General features: G+C 58.9%; 20 protein-coding genes and 1 tRNA gene. 5 read left to right on the forward strand and 16 right to left on the reverse strand.

Features of this window, described 5'->3' with window-relative positions; genetic code table 11:
* Positions 1 to 3: 3 nt before the first annotated feature.
* From GA0061100_RS02445 to GA0061100_RS02465, 4 genes are all read right to left on the reverse strand, one after another.
* Positions 4 to 1068, reverse strand: coding sequence for a sensor histidine kinase (locus GA0061100_RS02445; RefSeq protein WP_075851014.1), 1065 nt, complete (start codon positions 1066 to 1068; stop codon positions 4 to 6).
* Positions 1069 to 1818: 750 nt separating this feature from the next.
* Positions 1819 to 3150 (reverse strand): ABC transporter ATP-binding protein, encoded by a 1332-nt coding sequence (locus GA0061100_RS02455; protein ID WP_075851016.1) that lies wholly within the window; start codon positions 3148 to 3150, stop codon positions 1819 to 1821.
* 21 nt (positions 3151 to 3171) lie between these two features.
* A complete protein-coding gene (locus tag GA0061100_RS02460; RefSeq protein ID WP_075851017.1) occupies positions 3172 to 4932 on the reverse strand; it encodes an ABC transporter permease in 1761 nt (586 codons plus the stop codon).
* A gap of 95 nt (positions 4933 to 5027) precedes the next feature.
* Positions 5028 to 5258, reverse strand: a complete 231-nt coding sequence (locus GA0061100_RS02465; protein ID WP_075851018.1) for a hypothetical protein — start codon at positions 5256 to 5258, stop codon at positions 5028 to 5030.
* Positions 5259 to 5961: 703 nt separating this feature from the next.
* Here GA0061100_RS02465 and GA0061100_RS02470 point away from each other — a divergent pair.
* The gene (locus GA0061100_RS02470; protein ID WP_143525370.1) at positions 5962 to 7296 is read left to right on the forward strand and encodes a hypothetical protein; all 1335 of its coding nucleotides are present in this window, start codon (positions 5962 to 5964) and stop codon (positions 7294 to 7296) included.
* 78 nt (positions 7297 to 7374) lie between these two features.
* Here GA0061100_RS02470 and GA0061100_RS34245 read toward each other — a convergent pair whose 3' ends face one another.
* Positions 7375 to 7590 carry a hypothetical protein gene (locus GA0061100_RS34245; RefSeq protein ID WP_143525371.1) on the reverse strand — a complete coding sequence of 72 codons (216 nt, stop codon included), beginning with the start codon at positions 7588 to 7590 and terminating at the stop codon, positions 7375 to 7377.
* Between GA0061100_RS34245 and GA0061100_RS34065 the strand changes: the two genes are divergently transcribed.
* Together GA0061100_RS34065 and GA0061100_RS02475 are read left to right on the forward strand one after the other, a co-directional pair.
* Positions 7574 to 7882: a hypothetical protein gene (locus tag GA0061100_RS34065; RefSeq protein ID WP_083961258.1), complete on the forward strand. Its 309-nt coding sequence runs from the start codon at positions 7574 to 7576 to the stop codon at positions 7880 to 7882. The two genes, GA0061100_RS34245 and GA0061100_RS34065, sit on opposite strands and share 17 nt — an antisense overlap.
* 268 nt (positions 7883 to 8150) lie before the next feature.
* Complete coding sequence (locus GA0061100_RS02475) at positions 8151 to 8654, forward strand: GNAT family N-acetyltransferase (RefSeq protein ID WP_075851856.1); 504 nt, start codon at positions 8151 to 8153, stop codon at positions 8652 to 8654.
* Positions 8655 to 8668: 14 nt separating this feature from the next.
* Here GA0061100_RS02475 and GA0061100_RS02480 read toward each other — a convergent pair.
* Positions 8669 to 8744: transfer RNA gene (locus tag GA0061100_RS02480), tRNA-Ile, on the reverse strand.
* Between the two features lie 162 nt (positions 8745 to 8906).
* Between GA0061100_RS02480 and GA0061100_RS02485 the strand changes: the two genes are divergently transcribed.
* On the forward strand, positions 8907 to 9650 hold the full coding sequence (locus tag GA0061100_RS02485) for an SIMPL domain-containing protein (RefSeq protein ID WP_075851019.1): 744 nt from the start codon (positions 8907 to 8909) through the stop codon (positions 9648 to 9650).
* 126 nt (positions 9651 to 9776) lie between these two features.
* Here the strand turns inward: GA0061100_RS02485 and GA0061100_RS02490 are convergent, their stop codons facing one another.
* The 4 genes from GA0061100_RS02490 to GA0061100_RS02505 form a co-directional block, all read right to left on the reverse strand.
* Positions 9777 to 10115, reverse strand: coding sequence for a hypothetical protein (locus tag GA0061100_RS02490; protein ID WP_075851020.1), 339 nt, complete (start codon positions 10113 to 10115; stop codon positions 9777 to 9779).
* 249 nt (positions 10116 to 10364) lie between these two features.
* Entirely contained in the window at positions 10365 to 10676 is a 312-nt protein-coding gene (locus tag GA0061100_RS02495; RefSeq protein ID WP_075851021.1) for a hypothetical protein, read from the reverse strand.
* Positions 10677 to 10842: 166 nt separating this feature from the next.
* Positions 10843 to 11268 carry a secondary thiamine-phosphate synthase enzyme YjbQ gene (locus GA0061100_RS02500; protein WP_075851022.1) on the reverse strand — a complete coding sequence of 142 codons (426 nt, stop codon included), beginning with the start codon at positions 11266 to 11268 and terminating at the stop codon, positions 10843 to 10845.
* 82 nt (positions 11269 to 11350) lie between these two features.
* On the reverse strand, positions 11351 to 11704 hold the full coding sequence (locus GA0061100_RS02505) for a DUF1428 domain-containing protein (RefSeq protein ID WP_075851023.1): 354 nt from the start codon (positions 11702 to 11704) through the stop codon (positions 11351 to 11353).
* Positions 11705 to 11848: 144 nt separating this feature from the next.
* Between GA0061100_RS02505 and GA0061100_RS02510 the strand changes: the two genes are divergently transcribed.
* Entirely contained in the window at positions 11849 to 12241 is a 393-nt protein-coding gene (locus GA0061100_RS02510) for a GNAT family N-acetyltransferase (RefSeq protein ID WP_075851024.1), read from the forward strand.
* A gap of 13 nt (positions 12242 to 12254) precedes the next feature.
* Here the strand turns inward: GA0061100_RS02510 and GA0061100_RS02515 are convergent, their stop codons facing one another.
* The 6 genes from GA0061100_RS02515 to GA0061100_RS02540 all read right to left on the reverse strand — a co-directional run bounded on the left by GA0061100_RS02515 (position 12255) and on the right by GA0061100_RS02540 (position 19057).
* The gene (locus GA0061100_RS02515; RefSeq protein ID WP_075851025.1) at positions 12255 to 13181 is read right to left on the reverse strand and encodes a LysR substrate-binding domain-containing protein; all 927 of its coding nucleotides are present in this window, start codon (positions 13179 to 13181) and stop codon (positions 12255 to 12257) included.
* Between the two features lie 288 nt (positions 13182 to 13469).
* Positions 13470 to 14699, reverse strand: coding sequence for an MFS transporter (locus GA0061100_RS02520; RefSeq protein WP_075851026.1), 1230 nt, complete (start codon positions 14697 to 14699; stop codon positions 13470 to 13472).
* A 94-nt stretch (positions 14700 to 14793) separates the two neighbouring features.
* Complete coding sequence (locus GA0061100_RS02525; RefSeq protein WP_075851027.1) at positions 14794 to 15525, reverse strand: B3/B4 domain-containing protein; 732 nt, start codon at positions 15523 to 15525, stop codon at positions 14794 to 14796.
* Between the two features lie 81 nt (positions 15526 to 15606).
* On the reverse strand, positions 15607 to 16413 hold the full coding sequence (locus GA0061100_RS02530) for an AraC family transcriptional regulator (RefSeq protein ID WP_075851028.1): 807 nt from the start codon (positions 16411 to 16413) through the stop codon (positions 15607 to 15609).
* Positions 16414 to 16508: 95 nt separating this feature from the next.
* Complete coding sequence (locus tag GA0061100_RS02535; RefSeq protein ID WP_075851857.1) at positions 16509 to 17486, reverse strand: DMT family transporter; 978 nt, start codon at positions 17484 to 17486, stop codon at positions 16509 to 16511.
* A gap of 137 nt (positions 17487 to 17623) precedes the next feature.
* A complete protein-coding gene (locus GA0061100_RS02540) occupies positions 17624 to 19057 on the reverse strand; it encodes a DUF930 domain-containing protein (RefSeq protein WP_075851029.1) in 1434 nt (477 codons plus the stop codon).
* Positions 19058 to 19181: the final 124 nt, after the last annotated feature.

The following is a 19181-nucleotide window of genomic DNA, read 5'->3' on the forward strand; positions in this document are numbered from 1 at the left end:
TCCCTACCCCTTTGCCTTTCCACCGAGCGGCAAGGTAAAACCGAAGACGGCTCCGTGCGGAAAATTCGGCGCCGCATAGATCGTCCCGCCATGCGCCTCGATAATGGACCGGCTGATAGCAAGCCCCATTCCCATGCCCTTCGGCTTCGTCGTGTAGAAGGCTTCGAATATCCTGTCGAGCATTTCGGCCGGCATGCCACCGCCAGTATCGCGCACGCTGACGGTCACTTTCCGTTCGTCTGCCGCGGCGCTGACGAGCAGCTCGCGGATTTCCACATCGACCTCCGCCAGAGCTTCGATCGCATTCATGATGAGATTGAGGATCACCTGTTGAAGCTGGACACGATCGCCAGCCACCAATGGCAGATCGCCAGCCAATTCGGTGCGGAACAGGATCTGATTCCGGCGGATCTCGCTGCGGACGAGTTCCAGTACATCATTGATCGCCTCGACCAGATCGATCGTGTCACTAGACGGCGACGAGCGCGCCACGAGCCCCCGGACACGAGCAATGACATCGCCTGCTCGCCCGGCATCCGCTACAATTCGCTCGATAGCGCGGCGGGCTTCATCTTGATCAGCCGGTGTTGCAGAAAGCCATCGAAGTGCGGCGCTGCCATTGGCGGCAATTGCGGTGATCGGCTGGCTGACTTCGTGGGCTATCGATGTACCCAACTCGCCGACGATCATGAGACGCGACATGCGTGCAAGTTCCGATTGTGCCTGTCTCGCCCTGGCGTCGAGCATTTCAATCCTGATTGCGAGGTAAGTGGTCGCGCCGATCGCGACCAGGCTAAGAATACTGTTGATCAGGCCTGCTTGCGAAGCGCCATGGCTCGTCAAAAAATAGCTGATGATCGTCAAAGCCGCACATGCAATCCCGACCATCGCTATAGCTCCGGTTCGACCGGAATATACCGCCAGCAAGATCACCGAAACGTAGAGAACGGCGAAGGCAATCTCCAGATCCGTGATCGTATCACCGATGAAAATGAGGCCGGCAAGGATCGCAATGCCAAGCCAAAGCAAGGGCATCTCGAAAAGATATTTCAGAAATTCGCGCCTCATCCCTTGCATCCCTGCATCACCGTTCCCGCAGCGTTGCGTGCAGAAGCTGCAAACTGCCTGACCCTGAGCCTCAAGACAACTGCCGCATTCTTTGGCCTGCCTCTCGTATAGCATCCCCTGCACCTGACGCGAGCTTAGGCCCGCACACGCCCGGCTATCGCAAACAGCGCCAGATACCGGTAGCGCACTTGATGAGATGACGGCCTGATCAAGCACGGCGGTCATTGTTATCGTTTCCGGCACAACGGCTGACGAGACGCCGTTGCTGGCTCCGCCGGAGAACGGCCAGACTCGCCCTGTTGAGGCGTGCTGCCCAGCGGAGCAGCGTGCGCGCCTTGCTGGCGGACAAAAATCCGTTGAAGAACAAGCGTGTAGCCGACCGCATAAGCCAATGTGCGCTCCAGAGAAGCGCTATCATATATACCAAACTGGTAAGGTCCTTCAGCCGCACCATTCGTGCGCCGAAGCGCGTATGGACGCGGGATTGGCGGCGCTTTCCCTTATCCAGTCCATTTAACTTGTTCCTGTTGAGCGCTTCCAGGAAACGGCCGAATTCTTCGTTGTCTCTGGGCATGTCAATCCGTCCCGCAGCCAGACAGGCCGCGCGACCTCAGACCGCCAAAACTGGCGATCTGCCGGATCTCATGCGCTAAGTCCTGCCTTGGCGGCCTATCAAATCCAGAAATACAAGGGGGCCGGTCACCGCCTCAGCCGGCGGTGACCCTTTCGCATTCGTTCCAGCTGAAGGTTTCAACTCGGGTTCTCCAGCGTGAACAGATCGGCGTTTTCGTCGTAGGCGAAATATTCCGCATAACGAGCCCAGTTCGTGACGGCCTTGAGAGTGATGTCGGCATAATCCTCGGACATGTAATCCTCCAACTCATCGCGGAAACGCCGTGCGGGCGCGCGGTGGGTCGGCCGCTCATCGAGCACGCGGCGGATGTGCGCAGCCAGCGGCACGTAGGTTGCCAAATGCTGCTCGAAGAGCTTCTTGCGTTCATCGACATCGCTGTCGGAGAAACGCAAACCTGGCGCGGTCAACTTGATGTCGCCCCCCTCCAGATCGGCGAAACGCAGGAGCTGAAGCGTTTCCGCAACCGGAAAGAGGTCATCGATGCCGAGATGCAGATGGGTGGCCAGCGGCGGCAGGTCGGCCTGTCCGCGATAGGGCTCCGCGGCAACCGTCTCGATCAGACCTGACATTAGGTTGGTCGATACGCGGGGCAGCGCCATGGCAATGCCTGTGCCAGGGAAAAGCCCCTCGCGCGTCGGTGCGCCAGTCTTCACCGTCATGCGAGCATAGATGTCTTCGACACGCATACGAAAGGCCGGATCGAGCCGGTTGCGCGGCTGCGGCAGATCCACATGGATCTCGGCGATTACCCGGCCGGGATTCGATCCGAAGATCAAAATGCGGTCGCACATCAGCACGGCCTCTTCGATATTGTGGGTCACCATCAGGACCGACTCGATCGGCATGCGGCCCTCGCACCACAGATCGAGCAGATCCGTGCGAAGCGTTTCTGCCGTCAGCACGTCGAGCGCCGAAAAGGGTTCGTCCATCAGCAGAACCTTCGGCCGGACGACGAGCGCCCGTGCAAGACCAACACGCTGGCGCATGCCGCCAGACAGCTCTTTCGGATAGGCGCTTTCGAAACCATCGAGGCCGATGAGGTCAATGGCGGCGAGCGCACGCTTGCGTCGCTCGGACGGTGCAACGCCTTGCGCCTCCAAACCGAGCTCGACGTTTTGCAATACGGTCAGCCAGGGAAAGAGCGCAAAGCTCTGGAAAACCACGGCAACATCGGAGTTGGGGCCGACGACCGGCCGGCCCTCGAAAGTGATGTCGCCCTTGCTTGGGCGGATCAGGCCGGCAATCGCACGCAGCAGCGTAGACTTGCCGGAACCAGAACGACCGAGCAGCCCAACGATCTCATTGGGATAGAGTTGCAGATCGACATTTTCGAGCACGACGAGCGAGCCGGACGTCCCCTTGTCGTAGGCCTGGCACACCTGCTTGGCGAGAACCAGCGGCGCATTCCTTGCAATATCGGTCTTCTTGGAGATGACAACGTTTTCCATATTCGGTTCTCCGATCTTGAATTAATCGAGGCGCATGCGGCGTTCGGCGAAGACGTAGAGCGGCCGCCAGAGCGTTCTGTTGAAGAGCGTGACGAAGATCGACATCACGACGATACCGAGGATGACTCGCGGAAAATCGCCCGCTTCCGTCGCTTTCGCGATGTATGATCCCAGTCCGAAGGCTTCGAGTTTCGTGTTGCCCCAGCTCGCCAATTCAGCGACGATGCTCGCGTTCCATGAGCCGCCGGAAGCCGTCAATGCTCCCGTGATGTAGTAAGGGAATATCCCCGGCAGCATCACTCGCCGCCACCAGGTCCATGAGCGCAACCGGTAGACCGAGGATGCTTCTCGCAGATCGGTCGGAAAAGCACTCGCACCGGCGATCACGTTGAACAGGATGTACCATTGTGTGCCCAGCACCATCAGCGGCGAGAGCCAGATGTTCGGGCTGACGCCCGTCGCAACAATAGCAACCACAGCAACGGGAAAGAGCACATTTGCGGGAAAGGCTGCCAGGAACTGCGCCAGAGGCTGGACGCGCTCCGCAACAGCAGGACGCAGACCGATCCAGACGCCGACCGGAACCCATATGACGCTGGCAACCGCAATAAGAACGACAACGCGAATGAGCGTCACGAACCCGCCGGCAAAAGCGATCCAGACATCGCCCCAAGAGAGCGTCTGGCTGAGATAGGAAACCGCATCCCAGACACTCCAGGCGCCGATGACTGCGATCACGGCATACCAGGCAATATCGATAGCCCAGCTGACGGCACGCTGTCCGTCTCGCTCTCTTGCAACCGCACGCGACACCGGCAACAGCCGCACGAGCATCAATCGGCCCCATACAGCAGCCAAAGGTGTGGTGACATGCTTCAGGAGGCGCGTACGGCGGATCAACGAATAGACCCAGGAACGCGGCTTCTGCTGTCCTGCCGTCTGCTCGAAGCGAAACTTGTCTGCCCAGGCGACGATCGGGCGGAAGAGCAGCTGATCGTAAAGAAGGATGACGACCGCCATGGCGAGCACTGCCCAGCTTACGGCGGCAAAATCCTGCTTGTCGATCGCAACAGCAAGCCACGAACCGAGACCCGGAAGCTGCACGGTGGTATCGCCAACCGTAATCGCTTCGGACGCAACCACAAAGAACCAGCCGCCGGACATCGACATCATCGTGTTCCAGACGAGACCGGGTGCTGCAAAAGGAGCCTCGAGCCGCCAGAAACGTTGCCAGCTCGACAGACGGAAACCACGGCTGACCTCGTCAAGATCGCGCGGAACCGTCCGCAGCGACTGATAGAAGGAGAAGGCCATGTTCCATGCCTGGCTGGTGAAGATCGCAAAGATCGAAGCGCATTCCGCACCAAGCTGGCTTCCGGGGAAAAGCCCCATGAAGAAGGTGACGGTGAAGGTCAGAAAGCCGAGCACCGGTACCGATTGCAGAATATCGAGAGCAGGAATGATGATCTTCTCGGCACGACGGCTTTTTGCTGCAAGCGTTGCGACGACGAATGTGAAGATGAGCGAAGCGACGATGGCTGCCATCATCCGCAAAGTCGTGCGCAGGGCGTATTCGGGCAGATAGGCCGGGTCGAGCGACAAGGGTGTTGTGGAAAGGCCGGCCAGCGGCGCGCGCATTTCAGCTATGCCGTGAAGCGTAAGATAGGCGATGGCAGCAATGAAAGCGAATGCGGCGAGATCATAGCCATTTGGCAGGATACGTGCGCCAGCCAACGCAGCAACGGCACTACGCTCGCGTCGATCGTTAGCAAGGAAAACCATATAATAACCCTTTGAGAACAGGATGTTATCAGCTTGGGCGGACCATATGGCGCCGCATCCGCGACACCATCGGTGCGCTTGTTTGAGGTGGACGCTTAAGCCGCGCGACGGCTGCCGTCCTCATCGAGGACAGGCTCGTCCTCGGTCGTCCAGAAACACTCCAGCTTCCCGGTCTGGGAGTTGGTGTGCCAGACGGCGATCAGACGCGGACGATGCGACGATACGGAGCGTTCAGCCGGACGGATGCCGGTCGAAGCGGCAAAAACATGCGGGGCGGAAAACTTGGTTGCGAACTTGCGTCCACGAAAAAGAACGATGTTGTTCATGGCTCACCTCCTCGGCCCGCCTGACGGCGGATCCGAAGGGCGAGCCGAACAGGCTAGGCCCGACCGGCGCTCGCCCGGCGGATGCCGGCAGCGGTCCAGGTTGTTGTGATGACCGTCCGGATGCGGCATGACGCCACAACCGGACAGCGACTAGGGTAGCTGTCCATTGGTTTCTTGATCTGTTGGTTTCGTTAGCCTTCGCATCACGTTGCGAAGACATCGCCGTATTGTCACAACCACCGAGAGCGGTCAATCAGGCGATGGTGCACCGCCATTATACCAAAGTATATGCCGCGCGATCTCGATAGTGGACAGCCCGGTGGCGAGCAACGGAAACCCTGGTTTAACGGGGTTTGCCGCCAGCGCGCATGCGGAAGTCCATAAATCTCCAGGCCTTACTGCAGCAATCAATTTTCCGGTCAGCCAACCGCATCAAGGAAGGTATCCTTCAATCAGCCAGAAGGGTTTCCCTGCGAGCTCATATGCGAAACAGCCTGCCGTGCCCCATGAGAAATGGAGCCGAAAAGCTAAGCTTTTATGCAACAATAATTTTCAAAATAGAGGCAAGAGAATAGTTAATTTGCAAATATTCATGCCTTGCATCAGAAATATATAACCGACTCCACTTTCGTTTCGGCGTTTATCCAGGCGGAGCCTCGAAAGACGACGGCCATTATATATCTAAAGCAATATAGAAAGCGCGATGAAATTTTTACTCAGAACTTTTGGTGAAATCGCTCTTTTGGATAGCGACGAACACCAAATAGCGTTTCCGAAGAAGGCGCTTCTGATTATTGCCTATCTGCTCGCGAACGATAACAAATCCGTCAGCAGAACAAGCATGGCGCGATTTCTCTGGGGTGAAGGTGACTTGGCGAATTCGCTGACGAACCTTCGCAAGCTCGTTTCTCGTATCAAGAGCCGGCAATCGGACTTGAACATCGAACTTCTGACCTTTGACGATACCGGCATCCACCTAGCAGATGGCTCGATCGCGAGCGATATTGTCTCAATGAGCGTAAGCCCGGCCAAGAATCCGGCCGAGCACCTCGCCTCCTTAACGGAGCGCGCTCAATTAAAATTTCTGGAAAGAGCCAACTGTCAAACCAGAGCGTTCATCGATTGGCGAGAGGGCGCAAGAAGACGCCACCTCACCGCGTTGAAGGAAACGCTGCATGCCGCTGTAAAGCTTCCGGTCGCGTCTGGCGATATCGCGCTCATCAAGGAGGCTGCTCTCCTTCTTTTCGAAGCCGAGCCGCAAGACGAGGCCACACATCGTATATTGCTGAAGGCATTTGACGCAGAAGGTGGCGTCGAACAGCTCAAACGTATATTCGCGCGGCGTAAGGATCTCGTCTCACCATGGTCAGCAGCCCTCGCGGCATGGCCTAGCGCTCCGACACCAGCCGTTCCCACGCATTCGACCGCTGTATCCGAGCAGGATGCCGCCACGCAGCCCATCTTGCGCATACCTCGCCTCGCCTTGCTGCCGCCAGACAACGACAGCCCCGACGGCGCTGCGTCCATGATCGTCTCTTCTCTCATCGAAGACATCACGCTCGGCTTTTGCGCCCTACACAGCCTGCGCGTGATTGCCCCCTATTCCGCTACCCAGATCAGCCGCCAGACCGATGACCAAACTGCGCTTTCTGAGCGATATGACATCAATTATGTCCTGGAAACCCAATTGAGCGGGCCGGATGACGACCTGTCGCTTTTCACACGACTCATCTCCCTGCCAGGCAGCGAGATCCTGTGGGCGGAGCGCTTCAATTTCGCCACGCTGGATCTTGCCCGCAACAAGCACGAAATCTCGCGACAGATCGTGCTCGCCGCCGCGGCGGAAGTCGAGCGTCATGAGATGGCGCGTGCTCATTTCGAAGATAACCCCCTCGCTTACCGTCAGTATCTTGTTGGACAGCAATATCTCCATCGCTTGCCCCTGCCGAACATGCGGCGCGCCCGCGAGGAGCTGAAAGCCGCGCTGAGCGAGAGTGTCGACTTCGCACCGGCACTCAGCTCTGTTGCCCGTACCTAGTCGTAGGAATGGCTGCTGACTGCGGGCGGCGATGACGAATTGCTGAAATCGGCAGAGGATTTTGCCGCGCGCGCTGTCTCAATTCGCAACGGCTTGCCGGGCGGCTATCGCGAACTTGGTATTGCCAAGCTCTTCCTCGTAGCTATCGAAGAAAGCGTGGAAGCGTTGGAAATGGCAGAAGTCCTCGGCCCGTATCGCGCTGATGTCGTCGCCGACCATGTGGACACGCTGATCCACGTCTCCCGCCCCGGTCTGGCTCTGGAAGAAATTCAGCGCGATGGAACTCCACCCCATCAATCCGGATTCCTACCTTTGGACGGCCACCGGGGCAAATTATGCTCTCGGCCAATTCCAGACCGCGTTTGATTATATCAGCCAGATGATCGATCGCAGCCCCGCAGACAGGCTCGCGGCGGCAAGCTTGGCGATGCTGGGCCATCAGGACGAGGCACGCATGCTCGTACGCCGCATCCGCGAGGCCGATCCCGCTCTCGATATGGATAGATGGCTGTCGCTCGTTCCAAGCAAGGAGCAATGGCACAGGGATCCATATCACGAAGGTCTGAAAAGGCGGCGGGTTGAATAGAGGCACATGCCCTATCTCCAGACCCGTTTCAGGTAGGCTCTTCGGGATATACGCGGCGATGACACTCCGAGTTTCTGCTATATCTGTGGCACCGCACCGTTCATCAATCGACCGAGCAAACACTTGGGCTTGATCACAGTAATTGCGAGACCAAGCGACACTTATAGCTTGATCTCGTAAATCGCTTTTGCAGCCTGCTTTGGAGATGCATGACTGTGCTACTGAAGAGCCAATCCGAACTCATTCATGCGGAAGGTCGATAGTCTTGATTACTTTGCGTGCGGAAAAGCCTGAGGATATCGATGACATTCGCCAAATCATCACCGCAGCATTCAAGGGCGCGGCGCATAGCTCCGGCACGGAGGCAGCGATCGTTGACGCTCTGCGAACTGCCGGTGCGCTGACCCTTTCCCTCGTCGCTCTCGATAATAGTAGTGGCGAGATCGTCGGCCACCTGGCATTTTCCCCTGTCACGATCGGGTCTGGAATTCCGGGATGGTTCGGCCTCGGGCCTGTATCGGTCCGACCCAACCGGCAGGGACAAGGTATCGGAAAGCAGCTGATCGAAAGCGGGCTGGCGCAGCTCAGAGAACGGGGCGCAAGCGGCTGCGTCGTTCTCGGAGATCCGCATTATTACATCCGCTTCGGTTTCGTGAGTGATCCCGCTCTGCGATACGCCGACGTGCCGCCCGAATATTTTCAACGGATCGTATTCAAGGGAACACCGCCCATTGGCGCCGTTGCGTATCACCCAGGGTTTGATGCCGGCTAAATATATAGGGGAAATGGTGGGCCCGGAGGGACTCGAACCCCCAACCAAGCGGTTATGAGCCGCCGGCTCTAACCATTGAGCTACAGGCCCGGCGCAAGAAAAGACTCCGCGCTCGCGACTCCGGAGCAATGGTTCCCCGAAGACGACTTGGCTCTAACCCAATTTCTGTTTTCCGACAAGGGACTGCCGTAATACCTTCACAATCAATCCGCAAAAGCGGATCTCGAGGGATTATCAACCAAGGAACGAACCATGCTTCTGACGAAAACCAGAGATTTTGCTCTTGCCGCTCTTGTCAGCGCCACTTTCTTCGTGCCTGCGGCTGGAGCTTTTGCCGAAGATGCCAAGCCGCGCGAGGCGGTCATCACCGTCACCGGCGAGGGACATGCAACCATTGCACCCGACATGGCCGTGGTGACGCTGTCGGTTGTCCAGCAGGCGAAGGCGGCCCAGGATGCGCTCGATCAGAACAACAAGGCCATGGGCGCCGTTTTGGCGACGTTGAAGGAGAGCGGCATCGCCGAGCGCGACCTGCAGACCTCCGGCTTTTCCATTCAGCCGCAATATACCTATCCGAACGACAAGGACGGCCATAACCAGCCACCGGTTCTGACCGGCTATCAGGTGACCAACGGCCTGACCATTCGTGTGCGTGACCTCTCCAAGCTCGGTAGCTTGCTCGATCAGGCCGTCAAGCTCGGCATCAATCAGGGCGGCAATATCGAGTTCACCAACGACAAGCCGGATTCCGCGCTTGAAGAAGCGCGCAAGAAGGCGGTCGCCGATGCTGCGGCCAAGGCGAAAACCCTGACCGATGCCGCCGGCGTCAAGCTTGGTCGCGTCGTTGCCATCCACGAGGGTGGCGTTGCAACGCCGCCGCAGCCCTACATGCGCGCCATGGCCGCATCCGCGCCGATGGACAAAGCCGTTCCCGTCGCAACCGGCGAGAACGAATATAACGCATCGGTGAGCATCACCTACGCGATCCAGCAATAGCCAAAACAAAACCGCCCTTCGCTCAAATCCAATAAGGTCGAGCAAAGAGCGGTTCCGCGGCCCCCGCCAAAAAGGCGAAAAGGTCAGAAAATGAAAAGCGGGCGCCTCAGGCGCCCGCTTTGCCTATCAGCGGCCTAGCAGCGGGCAACCGCGAACATTGGCAAACATCATCGTATCCGGCCCGCGCCGGCCGAAACCATCAACGACGACGCGGCGCGGCGTCACGTCCACGACGCGGGCGCGGCGCAGACCATAGCTGCGAGCAACATCCACGGCCTGCCGAGGATCACAGCCACGACGATCAAAGCGCGGCGGCGGGCGATCATAATCCGGCGGTGGGGGGCGATGACGGCCCGGGTTGACATAGATATCCACACCCTGTGCGGCGGCAAAATCCACCGTGCCCGACAACGCAGTCACTGCGACGCAGGCGGCGACCCCCAACCTTGCCAACATTTGTTTCATTATGTTCTCCATGAAGCAGAAGGCTTCTCTCTCATGCCTGCAATATTTGCTGAGCGAGTGCCCGAGAGGTAACGGCGCTATGCTGAATGAGCCCAGAATCAGGCATTCATCCACTATTCAGCTACATTGAACGCTAAAGGGAAACCAGACGCCCAATAATAGCACAACATAAAAAATAAAGCCGCCTCCCTTTCGGAAGCGGCTTCGAATCCATCGAATAGATGTGGAAAACTTGGGGGAGCGCTGCGATCAGCGGCGGATCAGTGGGCAACCCGGTGCATTGGCGAAGACAACGCGATCAGGACCCCGACGACCGAACCCTTCGACAACAACGCGGCGCGGCGTGACATTGTCGATGCGGGCACGGCGCAGGCCCATGTCGCGTGCTTTCTCGACGGCGAGGCGCGGCGAGCACATGCGACCGCGTCCATGTCCATGGTCATAACGAGCCTCCTGGATACCCGGGTGGAAATCGTTGGCGGAGGCCGTGACGGCCGTTGCGGAAATGGCACCGAGCGCGATGATGGCTGCAATACCTGCCTTGGCGAAAAGATTGGTCATGGTGCTTCTCCTTCAAATCCTTGCTACGGATCGTTACAATCCCGTATCGGCCAATACCTTTGGGATTGAGGCCACGTTAGGTCGGCCAAGCTGAACCGAACGCGAATTGTCCGTTCAGATTGTATTCATGACAGTTAACAACCGGTTGACGCAAAAATACCGGAGATCAGCTGGAAAGGTGCAGCACGATTTCGCGCCGATGCGGCCGGTCGCGATGCTCGAAGAGATAGATGCCCTGCCAGGTGCCGAGCACCAGCCGGCCGTGCATCACCGGAATGCCGATCGAGACCTGCATCAGCGCCGCCTTGATATGCGCCGGCATATCGTCCGGTCCCTCCATCGTGTGCACGATCCAGCGCATCGAGGGATCGGACGATGGCGGCACGAGCCGGCTGAAGAAGGCCTTGAGATCAGTCTTCACATCAGGATCGGCGTTTTCCTGAATAAGGAGGGAACAGGAAGTGTGGCGGACGAAAACAGTCAGAAGCCCTTCGCCACCGGGCGCCGCGGTACGAACAAATTCCGTCGCCTTATCGGTGAATTCGTAGAGCCCCTGGCCATGGGTCGAGAGCGTGACAACGGTTTGTGGCATGGCATTCCCCGAGCATGGCGATTGCGATCCGCATCAGGTCGGGCGCAGTGGCCTGAATGTCAAGTCCGGCCACTGCTCCGGATTATAGCTCAATGGCGATCTTGAAGCCGCCGTAGATCATGCGTTTGCCATCAAAGGGCATGTTTTCCATGTCGTCCTTCAAACGCGGATCGGCCATGACCTTCGCCAATATCGCATCACGGCTCTCCCGCGATTCGTAGGTGATCCATGAGAACACCACGATCTCGTCTTCCGTTGCCTGCACGGCACGCGGAAAAGACGTGAGTTCGCCATAGGGCACATCGTCGCCTATGGCCTCGACATAGCTGAGCGCGCCATGCTCCCGCCAGACATCCCCGGCCCGGCGCGCTTGCGCCTTGTATGCTTCAATCTTGTCTTTCGGCACGGCAAGGATGAAACCATCGACATAGGACATTTCTGCCTCCTCTGTTCTATGTTCACTTTTAAAGGACGATTGACGGCAACCAGATCCGACATTGGCTGTGGATATTTCCCGCACACCATCTCGCCGGTCCGAAACGATACCGAATTCACTGAACGATCCCGCGGAGGATTGCCAATGACGATAGAATACCAGAATGATCCGAAGCTCGAAAATGAGGCGCTCAATGCCCTGTGGGCAACCGCATGGAACAGCCCCTCTCCGCGGGATTTTCAGCCCATTCTCTCCCGAAACCTCGCGCATGTGGGTGCATTCGCGGGCGCAAGGCTAGTGGGTTTCGTCAATGTCGCGTGGGACGGTGGCATTCATGCCTTCATTCTCGACACCTGCGTCGATCCGGATTTTCGGCGAAGAGGTATCGCAAGCGCTCTGGTCGAGCGCGCGAAAATTCTGGCCCGCGAACGCGGCGCGGAATGGCTGCATGTCGATTTCGAACCGCATCTCACCGGCTTTTATCGAAGGCTCGGTTTTGCTCCCACTGAGGCCGGCCTCATCCGGCTGAGCGATTGACGGACATCCTGTGCTAGCTTGGCGACCGGACCTGCGAGAGCAGCCAGCTGCGGAATAGAGCCGCGGCCGGGTTCAACAGGGCATTCGGCGGATAGACCAGATTGTAGCTGACGGCAGCCGGCTGCACTTCCACAAAACATCTGACCAGCTTTTTCTCGGCGAGATCGCGTGCCACCAGCGAGCTTCGGACGAGAGCGAAGCCACGGCCCTGCCGGCAAGCCTCCAGCATCTCCGCGAGGGAATTGAACAAGGGTGCCTCCTCGACTGCCCGTGCAATGTCGAAATGCGGATTCGCTTCGCCATCCAGCCCACTGGTGATCTGCTCGTACCAGCGCTGCCAGTCGAGGCTCGTATGCGGCATCCCGGCATATCGCAGAAGCGGAGCAGCCCTTATGGCTTGGCGCGGCGGCAGTCGCGCGGATAAATCGGGTGAACTGACGACAAGCTCCTCATCCGTCAGCAGCTCCTCCTGCGTGAGACCAGTTTCGGCGCGGCCGAGCCAGATCGCCAGATCGACGCCACCAGGCTGGAAATCCGGACGCTGATAACCCACGGCCATCTTTACCTCGATCTCCGGATGATGCTGGCAGAAATCCGGCAAGCGCACCGCCAGCCACTGGCTGGAAAATTCTGGTGAGACGGAGACCGCAACGCTGCGAACCGAAATACTCGCACGCGCATGATAAAGCGCCGTTTCCAATTCGAAAATCGTACCGGCAACTGCGGGATGCAGGCGGGCGCCCAGGGGCGTCAGCCGCGCGCCGTTTCGGCCTCTGTCGAACAACCGCCCTCCGATCCATCCTTCGAGCTGCGCGAGCTGATGGCTGACGGCCGTCTGCGTCTGCCCGATCCGCTCAGCGGCGCGACCGAAGCCGCCGGTCTCGGCAATGGCGCAGAATGTCTGAAGCACCGAGAGCGGTGGTAGCGGTCTCTTTCCCATGAAAATCCCTCATGCTTCATAGCGCAAGGTTTCATTATACATCACCATATTGGGGGCGTATCTCTCTATTGACGAAATACTTCGAGGTCAGAGATAGATGAACATTCTTCATATTAACAGCTTGCAACACTGGGTCATGCGGCTCCTGATCCGACAAGGCGGCACGGAACGACGATCGCATATCGAAGGCGGCCGGAAGCGAGACATGCTATCTCAGGCAAACCAACATCTGCTGCGGGATGTAGGGATGAGCAACCCTATGGAAGAGCGCCCCAATGATAGACGTCGCTAGCCTCTGAGCGTCTTTACTCTGGTCAGGTCCGGAAAGAGACGCATCCAGAGCAGCACCACGACAATGGTCCCGACGCCGCCAACAATGCCGGTCAACACAGGTCCAAGTGCACCGGCAAGCATCCCCGACTCGAATTCACCGAGCTGGTTGGATGTGCCGATGAAGAGCGAATTCACGGCGTTGACGCGGCCGCGCATGGCATCGGGCGTCAAGAGCTGCACGAGCGAACTGCGCACAACGACGCTGACGGTATCGGAAGCGCCGACAACGAAGAGCGCGGCGACCGAAAGGACGATGTTGCTCGACAGCGAGAAGATGATAGTCGCGACCCCGAAGATGAGCACGGCAAACAGCATCTTCTTGCCGACATCGCTCTGCAGCGGCCGGCGTGCCAGCCAGATCGACATGACAAGTGCGCCGATCGCCGGGGCAGCACGCAGCAAGCCCAATCCCCAGGGTCCGGCATGCAGAATATCGCGCGCAAACATCGGCAGCAGCGCCGTGGCTCCGCCCAGCAGCACCGCGAAGAGATCAAGCGAGATCGTCCCCAACATGACCGGACGGCTCTTGATAAAGGAGACGCCGGCAAAGACTGAACTCAGCGTTACCGGCTCGCGCGACGACGGCTGCTCCCGTTCGACCTGGATCGATATGACGTTGATGCTCGCAATAACATAAAGTGCAGCGGAAACGGCAAACGGTGCGACAGGGCTAGCACCATAGAGCAGACCGCCGAGCGACGGCCCGATGATGAAAGCCGTCTGCATCATCGAGGTCGAGGTCGCGATGGCAACCTGCAGCAGCGACGACGGCACGATGTTCGGCAAAAGCGCCGCCATGGTCGGACGCTCGAAGGCCGTCGCCGCACCCATGACCGCAACGGCGGCCAGGATGCCGGCAGGCCCTATCCAATGCTGCCAGACGGCGACAGCCAATACCAGCGCCGTCAGCGCCTCGATCAATTGGCAGGCAAGACCGATGCGGCGCCGGTCGAACCGATCGGCGACATGGCCGACAACGAAGGTAAGGATGACCATCGGCAGAAACTGGCAGAAGCCGACGAGGCCAAGAAAGAAGGCGCTATGGGTCTGGTCGTAGATCATCCAGCCCATGGCAACAGTCACCGACTGAAAACCTATCGAGGAAAAGACACGCGACGCAGCGAACGAACGATAGCCGGGGTGACCGAGCACGCTTGGCCGGTCAAGGTTCTGCAGGGTATCCATGAGCCTTCTTCGTCTGCCGGTACGGACGCTCGCAGACATGCTTCTCAACAGTCGGAAATTCTACAGTCCCTGCTCTGCCTGAACACGCCTTCTGTCAATCTGGTTTTTGCTGCAGTTGCAAATTCATCGCGGACGACAGATCAAATCGCGGTGAAGACGGGCCGAGAAGCCCCTGCCTGGCCTCGATCGACCAGATGGCTGCCAATTCCGCAGCGATCGCGTCGATCAGCGTCGCAACATCGCTACCTGCCGAATCGTGCAATGCCTCAGCGACGATGAGCGCCGAATGTGTATCATTGCGTACCGCCGACAGGCCACTTTGGCGATTGGTCCAGCGTCGGGCATGCGCCTGCCCTGCTCCATCGGCAAAGATCACCTCCCTCGCCTCGGGATGCTCCGTCTCACCGGAAAAGGTCAAATAGGATTCGCTACCACTCGCATGCCGCACTTCGAGATCGCCAGATATTTTCGCGAGATCGAAAACAGCGATGGGAATGGCGAAAGCGATCGAAATGGCATTGCAGAGGTCGACAAGCGGATGCAGCCGCGGCAACGACCCTTCCTGGCGAAAGCGGCGCAAGAGAGCTTCGGATGCACAGCGATATTGCGTCGGCTTCAGGCCCATCTTGGAGAAACTCCGCCGCCAGGCCTGGATTTCTGCCATCTCGCCCTCAGGGCCTTGCATCAGCCGATCTGCGGCGATCGCATGATATCCGGCGATCCGATCGCCGACATCAACAGTCGAGGTAATCCCTTCGGCGAACAACACGCCGGGAACCAGCTCGGGAAACTCGCTCCACATCTCGTTCGAATGGCGGAAAAACATGGCATCTCCTTATGGGTATCTGCTTGGCGCAGCAGAAAACCCCGTCATCGTCCTCCGGTCTTGAATAAAATTGCAGAAGCTTCAGCCGATGGCGGCCGCATAGGCGCCGGGCGAAACGCCGAAATTGCGGACGAAAAGGCGCGTCATGTGGCTCTGGTCGGAAAAGCCGCTGGCAAAGGCCGCTTCCGCGAGGGATGTGCCGGCCGCAATCAGCCGCCGTGCTTCGTTAATGCGGCGCTGCATGAGGTAGGCATGGGGCGTCAGACCCGTCGCCCTGGTGAAAGCACGCAGGAACCGGAAGTGGCTCAAGCCGCACAACTCCGCCAGCTCGGCAAGGGTCAGGGGAGCAGCAGGATCGTCATCGATCAGCTCACACGCCCGGTTGATATCAGCCGGAACGGCATCCGCACGCAAACCGCCCGTTCCTTCACGCATCACGGCAGCGAGGAGCGACAGCAGCAGCCCATCCCGCAAGAGGGAACCCTCAGTCACCTCTTCAATTAGGAGCGAAAACAGGGCCTTGAATTGCCCGGCCATCTTGCAATCACGCATGACAGGCGACGGGAATTCCATCGCACCGAACTTGCCTTCACTGACATCGCGCAACAGATCGCCAATCAGCCGGGGATCGAAATAGAGCATGGACCAGGCGCGGCTTTCGCCGACAGGCATGCCGTCATGCACCTCGTTCGGGTTGACACTGATGACGTCCCCGGCCTCGGCCTGCACCATCCCTCGCCCGCTGAGTGAAACCTGCGCGCCAGCCTCGACAACCCCAATGCCGAACTGATCATGCGTATGCTTGGGGAAGCTGTGGCCGGTTTCGGCCCGGACTGCCTCGATGCCGGCAAGGCGAGAGCGGTATATTCGGAATTGGCCTGACTTCATCAATATCGCCTTCCATACCGCCAGTATCGCCACGCCAGCGATGGCATCGCCTCCAATGCGGCAATGTTGCTCGCCAACAATCTGGAATCAACGCTTTAAGCGCCTCCGCCCCCTTTTTCATCCTCTGCCGTCGCCAATGCCGCCTGCGTATTGCCGGCAACTGCGGTCGGCAGCGGCGTGCCGCGCTTGCGCTCCCGCGCCAGCGTCAGCAGACCGGAAAAGATGATGAGGACGATACCGAGAGCCATCGGCGTGTCGATACTGTCATTGAACAACAGGTAGCCGAAGGCGATCGCCCAGAGCATCTGGCTATATTGCGGCGGCGCGACCAGATTGGCCGGCGCCATCTGCGCGGCGGTCAACAGCAGAACGTTGCCGAATGCGCCAAGCAAGCCATAGCTCGCGAGGAATATCCACTGCGTCGGCGTCGGCATTGTGACTTCGGAGAGCATGAGGAAGCCGCTGACGATGAGCGTTCCGAAAAGGCCCGCCCCATAGAGCGAAATGCGCTTCTCCTTCGAGCCGAGCGCGCGGTTGATGACGATGGAGATTGCTGCCGCAAGACCGCCGATCGCCGCGCAGAGATGTCCGACGGAAAGCTCGCGAAAGCCCGGGCGCAGCACGATCAGCACACCGACGAAGCCGAGAATGACCGCGGTCCAGCGCTGCCAGCGCACATCCTCCTTGAGAAAGATCACCGAGAGAATGGTCACGAAGGACGGCAAGAGAAACAGCAGCGCAAAGGCTTCCGCCATCGGCAGCATGGTGAAGGCGATGACGGAGCAGATGGCGCCGGTCGCGCCGCAGACGAAACGGAGCAGCCACAAGGGACGATTCGACGTCCTCACCATATCGAGCCAGCCATCCTCCCGCTTCTTCAGAAACGGCACGGCGGCAAGGCCGAACAACGCGCCGATGAAGGCGACCTGATAGGAGGGGATCACCCCATGCAGGATCTTGATCGAGGCGTCACTGAAGGCAAAGACGGCATAGGACGCGAATGCCACAAGGACACCGCGCAATGTGGAGCGGCCCGCGGCCGCGGAACTGGAATCGGCTGTAATCGAGGACATCGGAATCTTGAGAAAAATGCGATGGGAGGACACTGAATCAGTGAGATACAGGCAATTGTATGATGAAATGGGCTGAATTTCGATTGGGTGGGGAATAAACTATTGTTTCAACCGGACGCGCGAGGCGATCCTGCCGATCAATTTCCAAGAAAGCCTAGCTTATCGAGCTGGCTCGGAGGAACACGCCCTCTGACAGTGTAGGAAAACGCGGTGACTTTCAGTGCATCGCTATCGACCTCACAGGTGAATGCTACCCTCTGCCAGCCATTGGGAGTCTGCACGGCGACGCCGTCACCAAACAAGGTAGCATCGGAAACCATTGCCTGCGACAATGCGGAATTCACATAGCCGACGGCCTGCAAATCATGGCGATATTGAAGTTTTTCCTCCGAATTGCATAGGTAGGCGACACGCTGCCGTCGCGGCAGTTTCTTCCAGGCGTCGTATTCGCTCTTCGACAAGCGCGCCATCTCGGCACTCGAATAGAGCTTCTTGGCTTGAATGGCTCTCTTCGGCGCAATCGATTTAGGCACTGGCGGCTCGGCAACCAATGCCGTGCCGCTCGTCGGCTCGCCTTGGCTGCTCGAAGCGGACTGGCTCTGCGAGCTTTGCTGCGATGGCTTTACCGCCGGAACGACGATCTGTGGCGGGTCCTTCGCCTCATCCTTGGCCTGCTCGGCGGGAGACAGCTGCTGCGGATCGGATGATGGCGGCTGCGCAGCGGCTTGTGCCTGCAGGTCATTCGGATCGCTCGGCGGCACCTGTGGCTGCTGCACCTGCGAATCCGATGGCTCGTTGGTCGCCAGGACATCGGGTGCGGTGGAGGAGGCTTTGGCGGTCGCGTCGCTTGCCGGCTGCTGAGCCGCATCCGCCGGCTGATCTCTGGAGTCGGCCTGTTGTTGGGCTTCCTGCGTCTGTTGCGCCGCCTGTGCCTGGGCCTGAGCTTGCGCAGCAGCCGCAGCTGCTTGAGCCTGAGCCTCCGCTTGTTGCTCGGCCGTATCGCTCGGCTGCTCCGACGCGTCAGCCTGCTGCGTGGTATTTGCGTCCTTCTGATCGCCCTTCATATCCGGAAGGGGCGTCTCGGTAGCCGAGGGCTGTTGCTCGGCCTTCTCGACGGGCTTCTCAGCGCCGGGATCGTCTGGTTTGGCTGCGGGCTTTTCGGCCTGCTCTACCGGCTTATCAGCCTTGGCCTCATCGGGTTTGGCCGGAGGCTTCTCAGCCGGCTCCTTGCCCTGAGGGTCGGATTGCTTTGGCGGCTGCTCATCCGACTTCTTTCCCTGAGGCTGCTGCGGCTCCTGTTGAGCCTCCGCCGTCTGCTGCGCCGGCTTTTCGTCGGGTCTCGGCGTGGGCGTGGGAGGTTGGTCGGGCTTCTCGTTCGCCTTCGTCGCAAGCTCCTGCTTTTCCTCCTGCTGCGGCACCAGCTCGACATTGACGCTCTGCTCGGGCTTTGCCTCCGGCGGCGCCGGCAATAGTGGCAGCAGAAAAATCGCGACAAACAGGACGTGCAGAAGGATCGACAGGACAAAGCCCGGCCTTATTTCCCTATCCCGTTTTTCCGCAACCTTTTCCATCGTTCAGCGGATGGCTCGCGAAGAGAAAGCAATCAGGCGAAAACAACGCATCGATTCATTCGATCCTTGCCGGCTAAAAGATCAGAGGACTTCTCGGTCGCTGACATATGGTACACGACCACGC

Origin of the sequence: Martinezella hainanensis, assembly GCF_900094555.1 — a bacterium.
In the GTDB taxonomy this organism is placed as follows: Bacteria; Pseudomonadota; Alphaproteobacteria; order Rhizobiales; family Rhizobiaceae; genus Rhizobium; species Rhizobium hainanense.

Coding starts and splice junctions, on each gene's coding strand:
- GA0061100_RS02445 (WP_075851014.1), bottom strand. CDS start 1,068: ATGAGGCGCGAATTTCTGAAATATCTTTTCGAGATGCCCTTGCTTTGG.
- GA0061100_RS02455 (WP_075851016.1), bottom strand. CDS start 3,150: ATGGAAAACGTTGTCATCTCCAAGAAGACCGATATTGCAAGGAATGCG.
- GA0061100_RS02460 (WP_075851017.1), bottom strand. CDS start 4,932: ATGGTTTTCCTTGCTAACGATCGACGCGAGCGTAGTGCCGTTGCTGCG.
- GA0061100_RS02465 (WP_075851018.1), bottom strand. CDS start 5,258: ATGAACAACATCGTTCTTTTTCGTGGACGCAAGTTCGCAACCAAGTTT.
- GA0061100_RS02470 (WP_143525370.1), top strand. CDS start 5,962: ATGAAATTTTTACTCAGAACTTTTGGTGAAATCGCTCTTTTGGATAGC.
- GA0061100_RS34065 (WP_083961258.1), top strand. CDS start 7,574: ATGGAACTCCACCCCATCAATCCGGATTCCTACCTTTGGACGGCCACC.
- GA0061100_RS34245 (WP_143525371.1), bottom strand. CDS start 7,590: ATGGGGTGGAGTTCCATCGCGCTGAATTTCTTCCAGAGCCAGACCGGG.
- GA0061100_RS02485 (WP_075851019.1), top strand. CDS start 8,907: ATGCTTCTGACGAAAACCAGAGATTTTGCTCTTGCCGCTCTTGTCAGC.
- GA0061100_RS02490 (WP_075851020.1), bottom strand. CDS start 10,115: ATGAAACAAATGTTGGCAAGGTTGGGGGTCGCCGCCTGCGTCGCAGTG.
- GA0061100_RS02495 (WP_075851021.1), bottom strand. CDS start 10,676: ATGACCAATCTTTTCGCCAAGGCAGGTATTGCAGCCATCATCGCGCTC.
- GA0061100_RS02500 (WP_075851022.1), bottom strand. CDS start 11,268: ATGCCACAAACCGTTGTCACGCTCTCGACCCATGGCCAGGGGCTCTAC.
- GA0061100_RS02505 (WP_075851023.1), bottom strand. CDS start 11,704: ATGTCCTATGTCGATGGTTTCATCCTTGCCGTGCCGAAAGACAAGATT.
- GA0061100_RS02510 (WP_075851024.1), top strand. CDS start 11,849: ATGACGATAGAATACCAGAATGATCCGAAGCTCGAAAATGAGGCGCTC.
- GA0061100_RS02515 (WP_075851025.1), bottom strand. CDS start 13,181: ATGGGAAAGAGACCGCTACCACCGCTCTCGGTGCTTCAGACATTCTGC.
- GA0061100_RS02520 (WP_075851026.1), bottom strand. CDS start 14,699: ATGGATACCCTGCAGAACCTTGACCGGCCAAGCGTGCTCGGTCACCCC.
- GA0061100_RS02525 (WP_075851027.1), bottom strand. CDS start 15,525: ATGTTTTTCCGCCATTCGAACGAGATGTGGAGCGAGTTTCCCGAGCTG.
- GA0061100_RS02530 (WP_075851028.1), bottom strand. CDS start 16,413: ATGAAGTCAGGCCAATTCCGAATATACCGCTCTCGCCTTGCCGGCATC.
- GA0061100_RS02535 (WP_075851857.1), bottom strand. CDS start 17,486: ATGTCCTCGATTACAGCCGATTCCAGTTCCGCGGCCGCGGGCCGCTCC.
- GA0061100_RS02540 (WP_075851029.1), bottom strand. CDS start 19,057: ATGGAAAAGGTTGCGGAAAAACGGGATAGGGAAATAAGGCCGGGCTTT.